Annotated in this window: 17 protein-coding genes; 13 read left to right on the top strand and 4 right to left on the bottom strand. The window is 50.7% G+C overall.

Going from position 1 to position 17,929, the window contains the following annotated elements; all coding sequences use genetic code 11:
- Positions 1 to 302 precede the first annotated feature (302 nt).
- From ypfJ to ypfH, 3 genes are all read left to right on the top strand, one after another.
- Positions 303 to 1,178: a KPN_02809 family neutral zinc metallopeptidase gene (gene ypfJ / locus ACPUC7_RS04600; protein WP_343552469.1), complete on the top strand. Its 876-nt coding sequence runs from the start codon at positions 303 to 305 to the stop codon at positions 1,176 to 1,178.
- Positions 1,178 to 3,145, top strand: a complete 1,968-nt coding sequence (locus ACPUC7_RS04595) for a tRNA(Met) cytidine acetyltransferase TmcA (protein WP_494921923.1) — start codon at positions 1,178 to 1,180, stop codon at positions 3,143 to 3,145. The genes ypfJ and ACPUC7_RS04595 overlap by 1 nt, the downstream gene beginning before the upstream one ends.
- A 73-nt stretch (positions 3,146 to 3,218) precedes the next feature.
- Positions 3,219 to 3,911 (top strand): esterase, encoded by a 693-nt coding sequence (ypfH, locus tag ACPUC7_RS04590; RefSeq protein ID WP_494921922.1) that lies wholly within the window; start codon positions 3,219 to 3,221, stop codon positions 3,909 to 3,911.
- Positions 3,912 to 4,141: 230 nt separating this feature from the next.
- Here ypfH and ACPUC7_RS04585 read toward each other — a convergent pair whose 3' ends face one another.
- The 3 genes from ACPUC7_RS04585 to ACPUC7_RS04575 are packed head-to-tail and all read right to left on the bottom strand — an operon-like array spanning position 4,142 to position 5,841.
- Positions 4,142 to 4,330, bottom strand: a complete 189-nt coding sequence (locus tag ACPUC7_RS04585; protein ID WP_008108368.1) for a YpfN family protein — start codon at positions 4,328 to 4,330, stop codon at positions 4,142 to 4,144.
- A gap of 22 nt (positions 4,331 to 4,352) precedes the next feature.
- Complete coding sequence (gene dapE, locus ACPUC7_RS04580; RefSeq protein ID WP_343552472.1) at positions 4,353 to 5,480, bottom strand: succinyl-diaminopimelate desuccinylase; 1,128 nt, start codon at positions 5,478 to 5,480, stop codon at positions 4,353 to 4,355.
- A 1-nt stretch (position 5,481) separates the two neighbouring features.
- Positions 5,482 to 5,841: an ArsC family reductase gene (locus ACPUC7_RS04575; RefSeq protein WP_494921921.1), complete on the bottom strand. Its 360-nt coding sequence runs from the start codon at positions 5,839 to 5,841 to the stop codon at positions 5,482 to 5,484.
- Between the two features lie 603 nt (positions 5,842 to 6,444).
- Here ACPUC7_RS04575 and ACPUC7_RS04570 point away from each other — a divergent pair.
- The 10 genes from ACPUC7_RS04570 (at position 6,445) to ypfM (ending at position 14,487) form a co-directional block, all read left to right on the top strand.
- The gene (locus ACPUC7_RS04570) at positions 6,445 to 6,945 is read left to right on the top strand and encodes a fimbrial protein (protein ID WP_494921920.1); all 501 of its coding nucleotides are present in this window, start codon (positions 6,445 to 6,447) and stop codon (positions 6,943 to 6,945) included.
- Between the two features lie 72 nt (positions 6,946 to 7,017).
- The gene (locus tag ACPUC7_RS04565) at positions 7,018 to 7,551 is read left to right on the top strand and encodes a fimbrial protein (RefSeq protein WP_494921919.1); all 534 of its coding nucleotides are present in this window, start codon (positions 7,018 to 7,020) and stop codon (positions 7,549 to 7,551) included.
- 38 nt (positions 7,552 to 7,589) lie between these two features.
- Entirely contained in the window at positions 7,590 to 10,073 is a 2,484-nt protein-coding gene (locus tag ACPUC7_RS04560; protein WP_494921918.1) for a fimbria/pilus outer membrane usher protein, read from the top strand.
- Positions 10,074 to 10,087: 14 nt separating this feature from the next.
- Positions 10,088 to 10,825 carry a fimbria/pilus periplasmic chaperone gene (locus ACPUC7_RS04555; protein WP_494921917.1) on the top strand — a complete coding sequence of 246 codons (738 nt, stop codon included), beginning with the start codon at positions 10,088 to 10,090 and terminating at the stop codon, positions 10,823 to 10,825.
- Positions 10,822 to 11,415, top strand: a complete 594-nt coding sequence (locus ACPUC7_RS04550; protein WP_494921916.1) for a fimbrial protein — start codon at positions 10,822 to 10,824, stop codon at positions 11,413 to 11,415. Before ACPUC7_RS04555 ends, ACPUC7_RS04550 begins: the two co-directional genes overlap by 4 nt.
- 11 nt (positions 11,416 to 11,426) lie before the next feature.
- Positions 11,427 to 11,912 (top strand): fimbrial protein, encoded by a 486-nt coding sequence (locus ACPUC7_RS04545; RefSeq protein WP_494921915.1) that lies wholly within the window; start codon positions 11,427 to 11,429, stop codon positions 11,910 to 11,912.
- 14 nt (positions 11,913 to 11,926) lie between these two features.
- Complete coding sequence (locus tag ACPUC7_RS04540) at positions 11,927 to 12,394, top strand: fimbrial protein (RefSeq protein ID WP_494921914.1); 468 nt, start codon at positions 11,927 to 11,929, stop codon at positions 12,392 to 12,394.
- Positions 12,394 to 12,918, top strand: coding sequence for a fimbrial protein (locus ACPUC7_RS04535; protein WP_494921913.1), 525 nt, complete (start codon positions 12,394 to 12,396; stop codon positions 12,916 to 12,918). The genes ACPUC7_RS04540 and ACPUC7_RS04535 overlap by 1 nt, the downstream gene beginning before the upstream one ends.
- A gap of 183 nt (positions 12,919 to 13,101) precedes the next feature.
- A complete protein-coding gene (locus ACPUC7_RS04530; RefSeq protein ID WP_494921912.1) occupies positions 13,102 to 14,043 on the top strand; it encodes a hypothetical protein in 942 nt (313 codons plus the stop codon).
- Between the two features lie 381 nt (positions 14,044 to 14,424).
- On the top strand, positions 14,425 to 14,487 hold the full coding sequence (ypfM, locus tag ACPUC7_RS04525; protein WP_494921950.1) for a protein YpfM: 63 nt from the start codon (positions 14,425 to 14,427) through the stop codon (positions 14,485 to 14,487).
- A 202-nt stretch (positions 14,488 to 14,689) separates the two neighbouring features.
- Here the strand turns inward: ypfM and acrD are convergent, their stop codons facing one another.
- Entirely contained in the window at positions 14,690 to 17,806 is a 3,117-nt protein-coding gene (acrD, locus tag ACPUC7_RS04520; RefSeq protein WP_494921911.1) for a multidrug efflux RND transporter permease AcrD, read from the bottom strand.
- Positions 17,807 to 17,929: the final 123 nt, after the last annotated feature.

Raw genomic sequence — 17,929 nt, 5'->3', positions numbered from 1 at the left:
GCAATGGCACCCAGCTTCGTGCTTCCCACCCGGCGACCAAGACACTATCCCCGGGCAGTAAAGAAAAAGCCGAAACGCTATGCGTTCCGGCATGTTTGAGGCTTAACTGACGAGCATTACGTCATTTATGACGACCTTTTTTTATGCCTGCAATATGCGTCAGCCAGGTCAGCATCAATGCCGACCCGACAGATTTTCATTCCATTTCTCTTATTCTCGCTGCGCTTAGCCCGCAACGCTGGTGATAATCCCTGCCGCCAACTAAAATCATGCAAAACATGATGGTTTAACAGGAGCATGCCATGCGCTGGCAAGGGCGTCGTGAAAGCGACAACGTAGAAGATCGACGCAATGATTCACCCGGCTTTGGCAGCGGCGGTGGACGGCAAATCCGCATTCCACGCGGCAAAGGTGGTTTGATTTTGCTGGTGGTGGTCGCGGTGGCCGGTTATTACGGCTACGACCTCACCGCGCTGATTGATGGCGGTGGCGGCATGGCGCCGACCTCGCAACAGCAGCAGCGTCCGGTCAATTCGGCACAAAGTAATGAAGATGCCAAGTTCACATCGGTGATTCTCGCTACCACTGAAGATACGTGGAGCAAGCTGTTCAAGCAGATGAACAAGCAATATGTGCCGCCAAAGCTGGTGATGTATCGCGGCGCAACGCGCACCAATTGCGGCACCGGACAATCGGCGATGGGGCCGTTTTACTGCCCAGCCGACCAAACGGTGTATATCGATTTATCGTTTTACGATGATATGAAAACCAAACTCGGTGCCGGTGGCGATTTCGCGCAAGGTTATGTGATTGCGCATGAAGTTGGCCATCACGTACAAAAATTACTGGGCATCGAACCGAAAGTGCGTCAGATGCAGCAGGGCGCGAGCCAGGTGCAGGCCAATCAGTTGTCGGTGAAAATGGAGCTGCAAGCTGACTGCTTCGCTGGTGTTTGGGGCCATTACATGCAGCAGGAGAACGTGCTGGAAGTGGGTGATTTGCAGCAAGCGCTCAATGCCGCTGAAGCGATTGGCGACGATCGCCTGCAACAGAAAGGCCAGGGCCGCGTGGTGCCGGATAGCTTCACTCACGGCACTTCGCAGCAGCGTTATACCTGGCTGAAACGTGGTTTCGACAGCGGCGATCCGGGCCAATGCAACACCTTCGCCAGTAAGTGATGTCATTAATTGAAGCAACCGCGGTGATGCAGCAAGCGGGCATTCGCCGCCTGTGTGTCATCAGTGGCGAGGCGGATTGGGCCACGCAGCAAGCCGCCAACTGGCAAGCGGAATTAAGCGGTGATTGGCAGACACTGAGTGAGAGTGACGACTTCCCGCAGGCAGTTGCCCCCAGCGCGCTGCGTACCTTGTTGGGGCGAGAATTCCAGCATGCGATTTTTGATGCGCGTGACGGTTTCCATGCCGAAGCCTTTGCCGCGCTGGCGGGCACCTTACGCGCTGGCAGTTGGTTGCTACTGCTGACGCCGGAATGGGAAACGTGGCCACAGCAACAAGATGCCGATAGCCTACGTTGGGCCGATGTTGCAGAACCCATCGCCACGCCACATTTCATCCATCATTTGCAAACCTTAATGCTAAATGATCCGCAGGTGATGTTGCTGCGCCAGCAGCACGCTGCACGCTATCCCGCAGCGCTTGATTGGGCTGAGTGGCATTGTCAGGCACCGCAACAGCAAGCGCATATCCTGCAACAACTGCTGGCGATGCCCAACGGTGTCGCGGTGATCACAGCCGCGCGCGGTCGCGGTAAATCAGCGCTGGCGGGCATGTTGGCGCAGCATAATCAGCACTGTTTGGTCACGGCTCCAGCCAAAGTCTCCACCGATGTGCTGGCAGCGTTTGCTGGTGAACATTTCCGGTTTATGGCGCCGGACGCGATTCTCGCGTTGGAACAGGCGCCGCAAGCTGAATGGTTGATTGTCGATGAAGCTGCCGCCATTCCTGCGCCATTGTTGCAACAACTGGTGCAGCGCTTTCCGCGTGTGCTGCTGACGACCACCGTGCAGGGCTACGAAGGCACCGGGCGCGGTTTTATGCTGCGTTTCTGCGCCACGTTGCCTGATGTTCGTTACTTCCAGCTCGATGAACCACTGCGCTGGTCACCTAACGATCCCTTGGAACGTTGGCTAAGCCTGGCGCTGCTGTTTGAGGATGCGGCTGAAAGTACAATCAGCGAAAACAACGACATCTTCCCGGCTTCGCCCGATCGGCATCTGCCCGCCCTTGAAGCCGGTTACCGCTTGCTGGCTAGCGCGCACTATCGTACTTCTCCGCTCGATCTGCGTCGTATGCTGGATGCGCCCGGCATGCGCTTTTGGCTGGCGGGCAGTGCAGAACAGATCACTGGCGCGATGTGGCTGGCGGAAGAGGGCGGATTAGAACCCTCGCTTGCTGACGCAGTGTGGGCCGGATATCGCCGACCGCGCGGTAATCTGGTGGCGCAATCGCTGGCGGCGCATGGCGGTTTTGCTCAAGCGGCGACGTTACGCTCGCAGCGCATTAGCCGCATTGCGGTCCAGGCAGCGCAGCGCCAGCGTGGCATTGGCCGTGCGTTAGTGGCGACCGCACAGCAGCACGCGCAGTGTGATTATCTGTCGGTGAGTTTTGGCTACACCGAAACCTTGTGGCATTTCTGGCGCGCCTGTGGCTTCACGCTGGTGCGTATCGGTTCACAGCGTGAAGCCAGCAGCGGATGTTATGCGGCGATGGCGATGCTGGCGCTGACGCCAGCCGGAAAGGCATTGCAACAGCAGGCCGCTCAGCGACTGGCGCGCGATTGGCCGTGGCTGCGCGACATCATCGCACTGCCGCTGACGTTTTATTCAAAGGCCAGCCAGGAACTCAACGCGGATGATTGGCCGCTGTTAGCCGGTTTTGCCTGGGCGCAACGTCCGTTTGAAGCCAGTTATGCGGCACTCCAGCGCTTGGTTCGCGCCGTTCCTTCACCGTTATTGAATGCCATTCTGCTGGAGAAACAGTCGTTCTCTGATGTTGCGCAGCAGGCCGCACTGAGCGGGCGTAAAGCATTGATGCTTAACCTACGTGCAGAGGTTGCCGCCGCCATTTTGCAGCTCAATCCGCCAGCCGCTGATACGTGGCAACTGCGGCTGCGTTCGTTGCAATAAATCCATTATCTCGTTCAAATTTTCCCGATATCTCTGCGCCAGCAGCGGCGTATAGTGATTTGAGGAGGATCTTATGGCACTTCAATACGTAATTGTTCAGCAACCCGATAACGCCGCGCAGCTGTTTTTGTTGTACCACGGCGTCAATGATAACCCTGATTCGATGGCGCAAATTGGCAGCTGGTTCGCCAAGGCGTTTCCACACGCGCTGGTGGTTTCGGTCGGCGCCCCTTTTTCCGGCAGTGTGCCGCAAGGGCGCCTGTGGTATGCCGATATTCCGGCACACGATCGTTCAGAACAGCAGGGCGTGGATGCGGTGATGCCGGAGTTCATCGAATCGGTGCGTCACTGGCAGCAACAAAGCGGCGTGCGCGCTGAAGCCACCGCGCTGGTGGGGTTCTCGCAAGGCGGCACTATGGTGCTGGAGGGCGTAAAAGCGCAGCCTGGCTTAGCCGGACGCGCCATCGTGTTCAGCGGACGCTATGCCACGCTGCCGCAGCGCGCCAGCACGCGGAATACCATTCATCTGATTCACGGTGATTATGACGATCACATTCCGCTACAACATGCGGAAGAAGCGAAGCAGCGACTGATGTTATTAGGCGGCGATGTCACGCTGGATATCGTTGAGGATTTGCCGCATGCGATTGACCATCGCAGCATGGAGTTGGCGCTGAATCATCTGCGCTATACCGTGCCGCGTCGTTATTTCGATGAAGCGCTGAGCGGAGCGAAGCCCGGCGATGATGATGTGGTGATGANTTGACCATCGCAGCATGGAGTTGGCGCTGAATCATCTGCGCTATACCGTGCCGCGTCGTTATTTCGATGAAGCGCTGAGCGGAGCGAAGCCCGGCGATGATGATGTGGTGATGATGATGTAATGTTGGCACATTCCGTAGCGGCGCGATTTATCGCGCGTTTCAGCAGCGATATTGCTACCAAAACAACGCGATAAATCGCGCCGCTACGGTTTTCGAGATCGATTTGACTGCGTTACTTCTTCTTCGGCCAGTCGTCTTCGTCGTCCCATTTATCGTTGAAATCACGATGCGGTGGCAACGTTGGCTTGTTATCCATGAATTTTTTATGGTCGATACGTTTTAGGTCTTTGTAAACGTTCATTAAAATACCGACCATTAATAGGATCACTAAGATCCACCAATACTCTTTAAAGAATTCCATCCCAACTCTCCTTATTGCGCGCTTAAGCGATCAACTGTTCCATGATGCGCTGGTACATACGGCTCAGCATCTGCAAATCTGACGCTTTTACGCACTCATTAATCTTATGAATGGTGGCATTCACCGGACCCAGTTCCACCACTTGTGCTCCCATGCGCGCGATAAAGCGTCCATCGGAGGTACCGCCGGTGGTCAGCAACTGCGGCTTAATTTCATTATAGTGCGCGACAGCGTTTACCACGGCATCAACCAATTTACCGCGTGAAGTCAGGAACGGCTGGCCGGAAACATTCCACTCCAGCGTGTAACGCAGCTGATGGCGATCCAGCAGTTCGGCGACGCGATCTTTGATCATCTGATCGGTGAGCTGAGTGCTGAAACGGAAGTTGAACTGCACGAAAAACTCGCCAGGAATCACGTTGTTGCTGCCGGTGCCGGCTTGCACATTGGCGATCTGCATGCTGGTTGGCGGGAAGAATTCGTTGCCTTCATCCCACACGGTTGCCACCAATTCATTCAACGCGGGCATTGCGCGATGCACCGGATTATCCGCCAGATGCGGGTAAGCCACGTGACCTTGCACGCCGTGAATGGTCAGGTTCGCGGTCATTGAGCCACGACGACCATTTTTCACCACGTCACCGACAATCTCAGTGCTCGATGGCTCGCCCACCAGGCAGTAATCCATACGCTCGTTGCGCGCCATCAAGCGCTCAACCACTTTCACCGTGCCATTGACTGCGCTGGCTTCTTCATCCGACGTGATGAGAAATGCCAGACGGCCTTTATGCTGCGGATTGGCTGCGACAAAACGTTCGGCCGCGACAACCATCGCCGCCAGCGAACCTTTCATGTCGGCAGCGCCACGACCAAACAGCATGCCGTCGCGAATGCTCGGTTCAAACGGTGGGCTGATCCAGCGATTGGCATCGCCCGGCGGCACCACATCAGTATGACCGGCAAATGCCAGGGTTTCGCCCTGGCCGCGCGTGGCCCAGAAGTTCAGCGTATCGCCAATGTGCATCGGCTCGATGGTAAAACCAATGGCTTGCAAACGTTCAATTAACAACGCCTGGCAACCGGCATCATCCGGGCTAAGAGACGGGCGACGAATAAGCTGTTGAGCCAGCTCGATGACCGGACAGAACATGTTATGACTTCTCCTGGATAAAGGCCTGATAAAGGGAATCTTTGAAGCCGACCAGCAGATCGCCGTTTGGCGCGGCTAGCACTGGACGTTTGATGATCGCGGGCTGTGCGAGCATCACCGCTTTCGCGCTGGCGGCGTCAGTTACCGCTTCGCGTTCGGCTTCTGGCAGTTTGCGCCACGTGGTACCGCGCGTGTTAAGCAGCACTTCGTAACCTAACCGATCGATAAACGATTGCAGCAGCGCGTCATCAATGCCATCCACGCGATAATCATGAAAACGATAGTCAATGCCGGAAGCATCTAAAGCGTTACGTGCTTTCTTCATGGTGTCGCAATTTTTGATGCCATAGATTGTATACATAGTTCGTCGCTACTCTATATCTGCGTAAGTGTTTGCTGTGTTGCCGCATAAGGGCATTGTTGGAGCAGGATTGTAACAATACCAGGAGGAAGGGGGATAGCGGGAATTCTGGCGATAAAAGGAATCTTTTTAGTACCGGTAATCGGATAGGAAGTCATTAGATAAGATTTAAATTAAATACAACTCCGATCAGTTCTTGTCTTAAATAATCAGATCATGAATCTTATTTGTTGGTGATAATTAACTTTTCCGTGTGAAGATAGATAAATAAATATCCTTTGGAGTTTGTTATCTGAATGATTGGAATAATCTATTGTATCAATTACCAATCCAAATCATTCTAATAATACTCCAGCAGATAACACTGCCGCTAACCACGGCAGCCCTTACTTCCCAAGGCCTGCGCATAGTTAGGGGCTATCTGAGTATCCGTCGACCTGTCCTGCAAAATCATGTGATGAGTAAATTTTAACCACTATCTCATGCTAAAACGCTGCATTATTGAGAGTGCTCTTGTTTCGTATTTTCCGGTTAAGAGGCAATATCAATCTCGATTCAGGAATATGAATTAAATTTAAAAATCATTCAAAGGATAAGAGAATAATGAAAAAAACATTGATTGCCATGAGTTTAATGTTAGGTATGACTGCAGCGGCTCAAGCTCAAACTGGCCAGCTTCAATTTGAAGGCGTTATCCGTGATACCGCTTGCTCAATTGAACAAGCCGATTTGAATCAGACCATCTCATTCGGTGATGTTGCTAAATCACTGGTTGATGGCGGCGGACGCTCTACCCCGCAGAATATCAGCCTCGAGTTAACCAATTGCAGCAAAGGTACTTTGAGTTCAATTAAAACTACGCTTGATGGCAGTGCGGCCGGCTTTGGCGATGCCTTTGGTGTCAGTGGTGTGCAGAACATCGGTATTCTTATTGAGCAGAATGGCGTGGCAGTTAAACCGGGAATTGCCGTTACGCAGGTGCTGCGTGACGGTGACAACAGCGTGAACTTCCAGGCTTCGGTAATTGGTAACAGTGCCACTGGCCAATCTGTTACTGAAGGTCAATTCCGCAGCACTGTTAACGTTGCAGTTGAATATATTTAATTGAGTATTTGACAACATTGATCTGCGACGGTGTCTGCTCCCGTCGCTTATTTCCCTTAAGAAGACCCACGTATGAAAAAGTCTTCAGGATATGCCTGGTTCGGTCTGCTGTTATTATTTCCGGTAACAACGTCTACCGCCTTAAGTATCAAGCACTCAGTGGGAAAGTTTGGCATGGCGGGCAATATCATCGAATCAGCCTGTGCCATTCATCCAGACAGCCACTTACAAAATATTTCATTGGTGGATATCTCAACCGATCGAATGATTAAACATGGCAGTAGCGCGGTTGAGAATTTTACAATTAAATTGTTTAAATGCTCAATGTTTCGTTCTAGATCAGAGCCTTGGGTAGCTTTCCAAATCACTTTTTCTGGTGAAACTGATGGGCATGGTTTTAGTTTACAAGGTGACAGTCGCGGTTTAGCGCTGGAAATTTATGATGACCGAGGTATTCGGGCCATCCCCAATGTCGCTATGCCACCGCACCCGATACCTGAAGGCGACAGAACTCTGAATTACAATATGAAATTAATTGGTAATTCAAATTTGTTGCGTGCTGGTAATCACTTTGCCTCAATAAATTATAAGCTTGATTATTATTAAAAAGTGAACTCAATATTATGAAAGTCTGGAAAAACAGGATGTTTAATAACAGAAGAGTGGTGCTGCTCGGTGTGTTTTTCTGTGTACCAGCATCTCAGTCCAGCAATATTGAGTTTAATATCGATGTGTTAGATGTGCAGGATAGGGAAAGTGTTGATTTAACGCCGTTCTCAATGGCGGGTTATATCATGCCTGGCGAATATCTGTTTCTGATTAAGATTAACGGGCAACCGATCTCTGAAAAAAACATTGTTTATCGTAAGCAAGAAAATCAAGAATTGCCGATTCCTTTACTGGACAAAAAATTAGTCGAGTTATTTGGTTTAAAGCCAACGTATGAAAAAGATCTGCTGTGGGCGGAAGATGGCGGTTTAATTTTGTCCTCTCTGCCTGGCACGCGGGCGACGGCAGATTTAGGCAGTTCGCAGCTAAATATCAGCGTACCGCAGATCTATCTGGAGTATGTCGCAGCAGATTGGGATCCGCCCGCCCGTTGGGATAATGGCGTTGTTGGCGCGTTGTTGGATTACAGCCTGAATGCCAACACCTCGTACGACAAGAACGGCGGCGGCCAGAACAGGCTGACTGGCAGCGGCACGGCGGGTGCTAACCTGCAAGCCTGGCGATTCAGGGCTGACTGGCAGCTAAAGAATGTGCTGTCTGACGAAAAAACGTCCGGCAAGATGCTGGAAGTGAGTCGCTACTATTTGTACCGTCCGCTGCCCAAATTGCAGGCAAAGCTGACGCTGGGAGAGAATTATCTCATCACCGATATTTTTGATTCTTTCCGCTATCTCGGCGCCAGTATTGAATCGGATCTGTCGATGTTACCGCCCTCATTACGCGGCTATGCGCCTGAGGTTAATGGCGTAGCCAACACGAATGCCACGGTAATTGTGAGCCAGCAAGGTCGAATTCTATATCAGACTCAGGTGCCACCGGGACCTTTCAGTATTCAGGATCTTAGCTCCTCCATTAGCGGAAACCTTGATGTTGAAATTCAGGAAGAGGGTGGCGAAGTAAGAAGATATCAGGTTTCCACAGCGTCACTGCCGTATCTGTCCCGCCCAGGCGCAGTGCGCTATAAGCTGGCTACAGGTCGTCCTGTAGAGTGGGATCATAAAGTTGAAGGGCCAACTTTTGTCACTGGTGAGGCATCGTGGGGCGCGGCTAACGGCTGGTCGCTGTTCGGTGGTGCAATTGGCAGTGATGGTTACAAATCATTGGCATTGGGTATTGGTCGCGATTTATTTAGCCTCGGCGCCATTTCTACCGATATAACAGTGGCACGCTCAAATCTGCCTGGCGATCGCGTGGCTGAGGGCAAATCAGTGCGCATTAACTACGCCAAGATGTTTGAAGAGTACGACAGCCAGATAACCTTCGCCGGTTATCGTTTCTCTGAAGAGAATTTCTACTCAATGAGTGAATACCTCTCGGCGCTGAAAGGCTACCAGCATATGGGAAATAACAAAGAGCGTTATGACCTGAGCTTTAACAAGCGTTTTGCCGATGCGGGTATCAGTATGTACCTGAATTATAGCCATCAAACTTACTGGAACCGCCCGGCGACGCAGCGCCTGGATCTGTCACTGAACAACTATTTTGATGTGGCTGGCATCAAAAATATCAGCGCCTCGGTGCGCGCGTACCGTCAGACCTATCACGGTAAAAATGATGATGGTATGTCACTCAGTTTCAGTGTGCCGTGGGGTAATAAAAACTGGATCCGATATGACACTAGCATCCAGCGCAATCAACAGACGCACAGCATCGGTTTTTCTGGTTCAACAGAAAACAATGATTCGTACAGTATCAACGCGGCGACCAGTCGCCATGATAACGATTTTAGCGGTTTCTGGAGTCATCGTGGCCGCAACGGCGATATTAGCCTGAGTGGCAGTCACAGTACTTCTTCGCGTAACAGCGCCAGCATGGGCTTAAACGGCGGGTTGACGCTGACGGCGCAAGGCGCAGCGTTGCACGGCTCGGGCGGCCAGGGTGGGACCCGCCTGATGATTGATACCGAAGGCGTGGCGGATGTGCCGGTGCAAGGCGGATCGGGCACTGCGTATACCAACCGTTGGGGATTAGCGGTGCTCAATGGAGTCAGTAGTTACAGCCGTAGCCATGCTTCAGTTGCGTTGAATCAGCTCGGTGATGAGCTGGAAGCGGCAGACTCGGTTACGCAACTGACTCTGACTGAAGGAGCGATTGGCTACCGGAAAATGGAAGTGCTGTCAGGTAAGAAGGGGCTTGCACAGTTGCAATTCAAGGACGGTAAAACCCCGCCGTTTGGCGCGATGGTGTACGGCGCTAACGGCAAAAACACCGGTATCGTAGCCGACGAAGGACAAGTCTGGCTGAGCGGTATGACCGCAAAAGAGACCATGGAAGTACGTTGGAATGGCGAAACGCAGTGCGTAATTACGCTGCCGGAAGATCTCACACTCGCCGCGGAATCTATTTTGCCGCTGTCTTGTGTATTACCGGAACTCGATGATAAATCGATTAAAATTTAAATCAGGAAGAAAAAATGAAACAAAAATTAATGTTAGTGCCATTGGCGATCATCACTTTGATAGCTGCGTATCCGTCTTTTGCCGCCATTGGATTGGACAGGACGCGTGTTGTGGTTGAAGGCGGGGCTAAAGCGACAACAGTGAATATCCGCAATGAGAGCACTACGCTGCCATATTTAGCACAGAGTTGGGTTGAAGATGAAGCGGGTAAAAAAATCCAGTCACCGCTGCTGGTGATTCCACCGCTGCAGCGTATGGAGCCAGACAGCCGGGGCCAGGTAAAAATCCAGTCACTGCCCGCCACGGCACAGTTACCGCAGGATCGCGAGTCGTTGTTCTATTTCAACCTGCGCGAAGTGCCACCGAAATCTGATCAGGCCAACTCGCTGCAGCTGGCTTTGCAGACACGCGTAAAAATGTTCTACCGTCCTCAGGCGCTGGCAATTGATAACAATGCTCCTGCGCCGCAGCTGAAAATGACGCTGAAAAAACAGGCGGATAAATACGTGGCGGTGAATCCTACACCGTACTACATCACCATTGCGTCAGCGGGTAGAAGCGCTGACAACCTGCTCAACGATTTCGAGCCTGTAATGCTGGCGCCGCTTAGTGAAGCCCCGCTGAAACTCACCACCGCACAAGTGGGGAATGCACCGGTGCTGGGCTATATCAATGACTTTGGTGGCCGACCACAGCTGAAGTTTACTTGTAGCGGTGATACATGTAGCGCCAAAGAGGTTGCGATTAAATGATCAAATTACTGTCGACTGAATGTTTAGGCGTCTACGCCGCGTTATTACTGACAACTGCTGTTAATGCGGCAGAACATAATGGCAATTTGGTCGATGGTACTTCGGGCTGGATGCATGTATCGGGTTCGATGCGCGAATCTCCTTGTCAAGTGGCGATGGCATCCCGCTGGCAGGCGATTGAACTGCCAGCGGTTAGTACCCTTGATTTACAGCATTTGGGCGATCGAGCGGAATTCACTCCGTTCTATATTCGGTTGGAAAATTGTATCCGTTCAGCCGGGCAGATGACTGACACACAAAATAATACGATGCGCTGGAGTGATTGGCAGCCGCTAATTTCTGTGACCTTCTCAGGTGTAGCTGACAATGATTCACCTTCGCTATTTAAGGTTAAAGGTGCAGAAGGAATTGGATTACATGTTAAAGATGTTGCGGGCAATCCGTTATTACCGGGAGTAAGAAGCCAGCCAATGTTTATTAATCCTGGCGATAACACGCTGTATTTCAGTCTGGCACCAGAACGTACTTTGGTTGAACTGCAGTCGGGGGAATATAACGCCACACTTGATTTTCAAATCCATTACCAATAAGGAAATTATCAATGAAAAAAATGTTGTGTATTTTTACCTTGATGGCTCTGCCAATGGCATCTAAAGCGACAACTGTTAATCTGCAGGTAACGGGACAGCTTCATATGGGGACATCATGCACTTATACTTTACCCAATACCACTATTGCCTTTAATGACATAATTTCTGCAAAGATAAATGGTTCAAATTATAGAACTCCACTTAGATTCAGTGTTAACTGTACAGATCGTAACTCACAGCAAACTGTAACTGTAACAGCAAGAGGCACTGGAACTACTCTTAATAAACTACCTTTAGCCGCCAGCAGTACAGCGAGAGGGTTTGAATTAGCACTGGTGAGATATAATAGTAATACATCGCAAGATTTTGGTTACAACATGCCAGTACCGACAGATGGGGATATGGAACTTTATTTGATTCCGACTGTAAAATCGGGTCAAGCCTTTGTTGCTGGTAATTTCACGGCAGCATTGACCCTAACAATTAATATTTCATGATCCTGCAAAGGGGAATGGCTGTCGTTGTTTCCCTTTTACTGACAGCCGCAGTGAACGCCAATGTGGGGCTCGATATTAAAGGTACTTTATTACCGCCGTTGTGCACTGTGCATGACGGCAGTCAGGGAATGATTAACATCACATTTGGCGACGATCTCAATATTAATCGTCTTGACGGAAATAATTATCGCAAGCCGGTGAACTACCAGATTGATTGTGATAATGACGGACAGCAGTGGCAGCTTAGGTTGATACTGAACGGTGACAGGGCGTGGAATAATCAAACGTTGAGAAGTAATAAAGATCATTTAGGCATTCGTTTCGAAGTAAATGGCCAGCCGATGACTTTCGGACAATCTATTCCGGTCGCTAATGCTGGCAGCCCGCCGATAATATCTGTGGTGCCGATAAAGCAACCATTGCAGACGCCAGATGAAGGAAATTTTACGGCCACGGCCAGTTTGCAGGCGGAATATTATTAATGAAATTGTTCAATAGTCTTGCTGCTTTATTCGTGCTTAACGCCTGTAGCATGTCGGTAATGGCGACGGATAATGTCACCTTGTCCGGCACGCTAAGGGCCCATGCTTGCACGCTACATCCTGACGATCAGTCGATCAGCGTGCAATTTGCCGAAAGCGGCACACGTGATCTTTACTTAAACGGCGGCACGCGCGACGAACCTTTCCGCATCCGCCTGTTGGGTTGTAATGCTAATGTGGCTAACACGGTAGAGATCACTTTTAACGGTAACCAGAATCTATTGGTTCCGGGTTCACTGGCGCTGGATGCGTCAAGCATCGCACGCGGTGTGGCTATTGTATTAAGTGATGCCAGCCGCCAGAAGATTAATATTGGCTCTACGCTCACGCTGCCGTTGAATACCCCGGACACCACACTACAATTTTATCGGCGTTTGCAAGTTGAGCCAAATGCATTAGCGAATAACGGAATTGTTTCTGGTAGCTTTACTGCTAATAGTACCTTTTCTCTATATTATCCTTAACAAATTAACAAATTAACAAATTAACAAATTAACAAATTAACAAGTTAACAAATTAACAAATTAACAAATTAACAAATTAGCAAATTAGCAAATCAACAAATTATAATAGCATTGGATTCTTCAATGAGAGAATATCTAATTTTCATTTGAAGAGAATATCAACTTAAAAAGGGAAGGGCTTAGATGAAATGGATGTTATATCTTCTTTTGCCACTGAAAGGAAAATCAAATTCTTTAGAGGTGGGAGAGGGTGTTTTTTATTCAGAGCGATGTCTTAATTGTTTCCATTTTTCAATGGTGGCACTGTTTGCACTATTATTAACTTCAGCTCACTCCAACAGCTATGCAGCCAGGTTGTGGGGAAAACAGAATGAAATGGTTTTTTATTCTGAATATAATGTGGCCAGTGTAAACATGGATGTGTTGGTTTATTCATACGATGGGCCTGACACAGTACCGTTAGGTAATACATGTTCAACAAACGATCGTGTACATGTTAGTCCACATTTTAATATTAACGGAAAATGGTTCATTCCAACAACCAGCCAAAGAACTACTGGGAATATAAATACACGGGGCCACACCTATAGTAGCGCAGCGAGATTAGCCGGGTTGCATCCGCTCGAAACATTTCCGGTAACTTTAAAAGACGTGCCAACAAATGCGCCTATTGATGTCTACGCAGTTGTTGCGGAAAGAGCTCTCAGCTCAACACCAGGAGTTGGATATGATTGCAAGAAATTGACTCATATTGGGACCCTTCCGGCAATACCTAACCGACAAACATCTTGTACTGCAAAAATAGTTTGGGACATTTATCATGGCGCCATGAATCTTCCAAACGTGGGCGATAGCAATCGACGCGGGGGGCGGATTAATGTCAGCTGCAGTGGTGCTGGCAGTATACCGGTAACGGTATCAACGGGTCAAAGCGGGAGTATATATATCAACGATGTTTTATCTACCGACCTTTATATTGATAAAACCAATAACCATAACACCGGTACTAAGCTTATCAATGGTACGGGGGATATTGACATCACATCAGTTGTAAAACGTACGAAATCAGGCAACTGGACGGGCTCATTTTGGAAAACAGTGACACTGACCGTATCGTGGCCATAATTCAATGCCAGCTTTAATGTTTGAGGGTCGAGGGAATTCGACCCTGATCATTTTAACATGCCATCGTTACCACACTTCCAAGAGCAGTTTTTCACTGTTATCGACTCAATCATATCCAGAAAACGCTTTCATTCACCCGCTTAATAATTGCTTTCGCCATCATCAGTGCACTAAGGATTATCCGAACGGTGAATTTGTGCTACGCGATTTAAGTTAAGCTTTTTCTGAGTCGCATTAGAGAGTTGCTGAAATGTGCTTCAGTACGCAATTTAAACAAATTGCAGCTTTTGTACGCTTTTGCCGATAGAGATAACAGGTGGAACCGTATTCACCTGATGAAAAAAACGACGTAGAATCGGCACTACAATAAGAGAGGGTATTATGGTTGACACTGAACTGGGGAACTGGAAAGAATTTATCGAAGCGATGTTACGTAACAAGTAATACGCTAAGAGAAAAGCAGGGCACTTCCCAACTTGCTGTGATTCTTACCACACACAACAATAAAGCCGCCATAACCGTTATGGCGGCTTTTTTATTCAAAAAATCGCGATAAATCGCGCCGCTACAAGTGTGTGCGAATGATATGCGCGGAGCCTAATGTCCGCACATATCGTAGCGGCGCAATTTATTGCGCAATGCCAACTTAATCGTGTGGCTTTTCCTTCAGCGGGAAGCGGCGGCGCACCACTACGAAGAACAACGGCACAAAGAAAATCGCCAAAATGGTGGCCGAAATCATGCCGCCCATCACGCCGGTACCGACTGCGTGTTGGCTACCGGAACCGGCGCCGCTGCTAATCGCCATCGGCAGCACGCCGAAGATGAACGCTAACGACGTCATCAAAATGGGACGCAAGCGCTGACGCGATGCTTCTAGCGTCGATTCCAGCAGTTCGCGGCCTTTGCTGTTGATCTCATTGGCGAATTCCACAATCAGAATGGCATTCTTCGCCGACAAGCCGATCACCGTGAGTAATCCCACCTGGAAATAGACATCATTCTCCAGTCCCCGCATCCAGGTCGCCACCAATGCGCCGACTACGCCGAGCGGCACCACCAGCATGACCGAGAACGGAATCGACCAGCTCTCATACAAGGCGGCCAGGCACAAGAACACCACCAATAGCGAAATCGCATACAGCGCGGGCGCTTGTGAACCGGACAAACGTTCCTGGTAGGATGCGCCGGTCCATTGGAAGCCGACGCCCAATGGTAATTGCCCAACCAGTTTTTCCATCACATCCATCGCGGTCCCGCTACTTACACCGTTAGCCGCTTCACCGACAATCTCCAGCGACGAATAACCGTTGTAACGCTCCAGACGCGGCGAACCGGTTTGCCAATGGCTGGTGGCGAAGGCAGAGAACGGCACCATGCTGCCGCTGCTGTTTCGCACGTACCATTTATTCACGTCTTCTGGCAGCATGCGGAACTCTGGCGCAGCCTGTACGTAGACTTTCTTCACGCGTCCACGATCGAGGAAGTCGTTAACGTACGTGGAACCCCACGCGGTGGTTAAGGTGTCATTGATGGTATCCAGCGACACACCGAGCGCCTGCGCTTTGCGCTGATCCACATCGATCTGCAATTGCGGGCTGTCATCCAGGCCGTTGTGACGCACGCGCGAGAGCGCCGGGTTGCTGCCTGCCAGCTCCAGCAATTTGTCGCGCATCGCCATTAATTGGGTATGGCCGATGCCAGCATGATCCTGCAACTCCATATCAAAGCCCGATGAACTGCCCATACCGGTAATCGCAGGCGGGCTGCTGGCAATCACGCGGCCTTCTTTAATCTTGTGGAAGGCTTTGGTGGCGCGATCGATGATGGCGAAGGAGGTGCGATCGCTGCCAGGACGTTCTTCCCAATCTTTCAGGCGCACGAACAAACGCGCCACGTTCTGACCGTTACCGCCAGGACCGGCACCAATGGTGGAGAACACCGAAACCACGTTATCTTTCTCAGCGGTCATGTAGTAATTCTCGACCTTCGCCACCACGTTGGAGGTTTGTTCCAGCGTCGAACCGGCAGGCAACTGCACTTGTGTCAGGAACACGCCGCGATCTTCCAGCGGCAGGAACGAGGTTGGCAGGCGGATAAACAGGAACGCCATCACGCCGATAATGCCGAGATAGAGCAGCAGCCAGCGTCCACCCTTCAGCAAGATCTTTGCCACGCCGCGCTCATATCGTTCTGCGCTGGCGTTAAAGGTGCGGTTGAACCAGCCGAAGAAACCTTTGCGACCATGATGCTGGCCTTGCTCCAGCGGCTTCAGCAAGGTGGAACACAGCGCGGGCGTCAGAATCATCGCCACCAATACCGAGAGCACCATCGCCGAAACGATGGTGATCGAGAACTGACGATAGATTGCACCGACCGTGCCGCCAAAGAACGCCATCGGTACAAACACCGCCGACAGCACCAACGCAATGCCGACCAACGCGCCCTGAATTTGCCCCATCGATTTGCGGGTGGCGGCGCGCGGCGAGAGACCTTCCTCACTCATGATACGTTCGACGTTTTCTACCACCACGATGGCGTCATCCACCAATAGCCCGATGGCGAGCACCATGGCGAACATCGTCAAGGTATTGATGCTGTAACCAAAGGCGTAGAGCACCGCAAAAGTGCCGAGCAGCACCACCGGCACGGCTATCGTCGGAATCAAAGTGGCGCGGAAGTTTTGCAGGAACAGATACATCACCAGGAACACCAGCAGGATGGCTTCCAGCAGGGTTTTCACCACGTCTTTGATCGAGGCTTTAACGAACGGCGTGGTTTCATAGGCGACTTTAGCTTCCAGCCCGTGCGGGAAGTATTGCGACAGCTCAGCAATGCGCGCGCGCACCAGTTTGTCGGTATTCATCTCGTTCGCGCCAGATGCCAACTTGATGCCGAGACCGGATGCTGCCTGCCCGTTGTAGCGGCTGAGGAAGTCATACTTTTCCGCGCCCATCGCCACATCAGCGACATCACCGAGCGTTACCACTGAACCGTCGCTGTTGGTTTTGAGCGTTACCGCTTTGAACTGCTCCGGCGTTTGCAGCATCGACTGCGCATTGACTGTGGCGTTGAGCGCTTGCTTATCCACCGAAGGCAAACCGCCGACCTGTCCAACGGCGACCTGGGCGTTTTGCGATTCAATCGCTTTGACCACATCATCGGTGGTCAGCGCGTAAGCAATTAATTTGTTGGGATCGAGCCAAATGCGCATCGCATATTGCGATCCGTAAGCATCCACCTGGCCAACGCCATCAATGCGACTCAGCGGATCCTGAATGTTACTGGCGACATAATCTGAAATATCCTGTTTGTCCATACTTCCGTCGGTAGAGACAAACGCAATCATCAAGATATTGCTATCACCGGTTTTATTAACGGTAACACCTTGTGACTGTACCGCCGCGGGCAGTTTACGCAGCGCACTTTGCAACTGGTTTTGCACCTGCTGACGCGCTTCATCGGGATTGGTACCGGCGGTAAAGGTGAGGGTGATTTGTGCCTGACCGGTGTTGCTGCTGTTAGAGGACATGTACATCAAATTATCGATGCCGGTCATGTTCTGTTCAATAACTTGGGTGACGGTATTTTCCAGCGTTTCTGCGGATGCACCGGGATAGTTCGCGGTGATACGCACATTCGGTGGCGCGAGGTCGGGATATTGCTCAATCGGCAGCGAGATGATCGCTAACGTGCCGCACAGGCAAAGCAAAATAGACAGAACCCAGGCAAAAATGGGGCGGTCGATAAAAAAATTCGACATGGAACCGACACTCCTCAGCTGCGTATTTTTCTACTTTTATTATGATGAGCGTGAAGCTTAGAACGCTTCACGCTGGCGGAGTGCAAGTTGCTCTCTCGAAAACTCCTGCTGCTGCTACTCTAC

The sequence above is a fragment of the Pantoea sp. CFCC18179 genome (assembly GCF_059412405.1).
The sequence above is the reverse complement of the archived record's forward strand: the minus strand, read 5'-3'. Positions and strand labels throughout refer to the sequence as shown.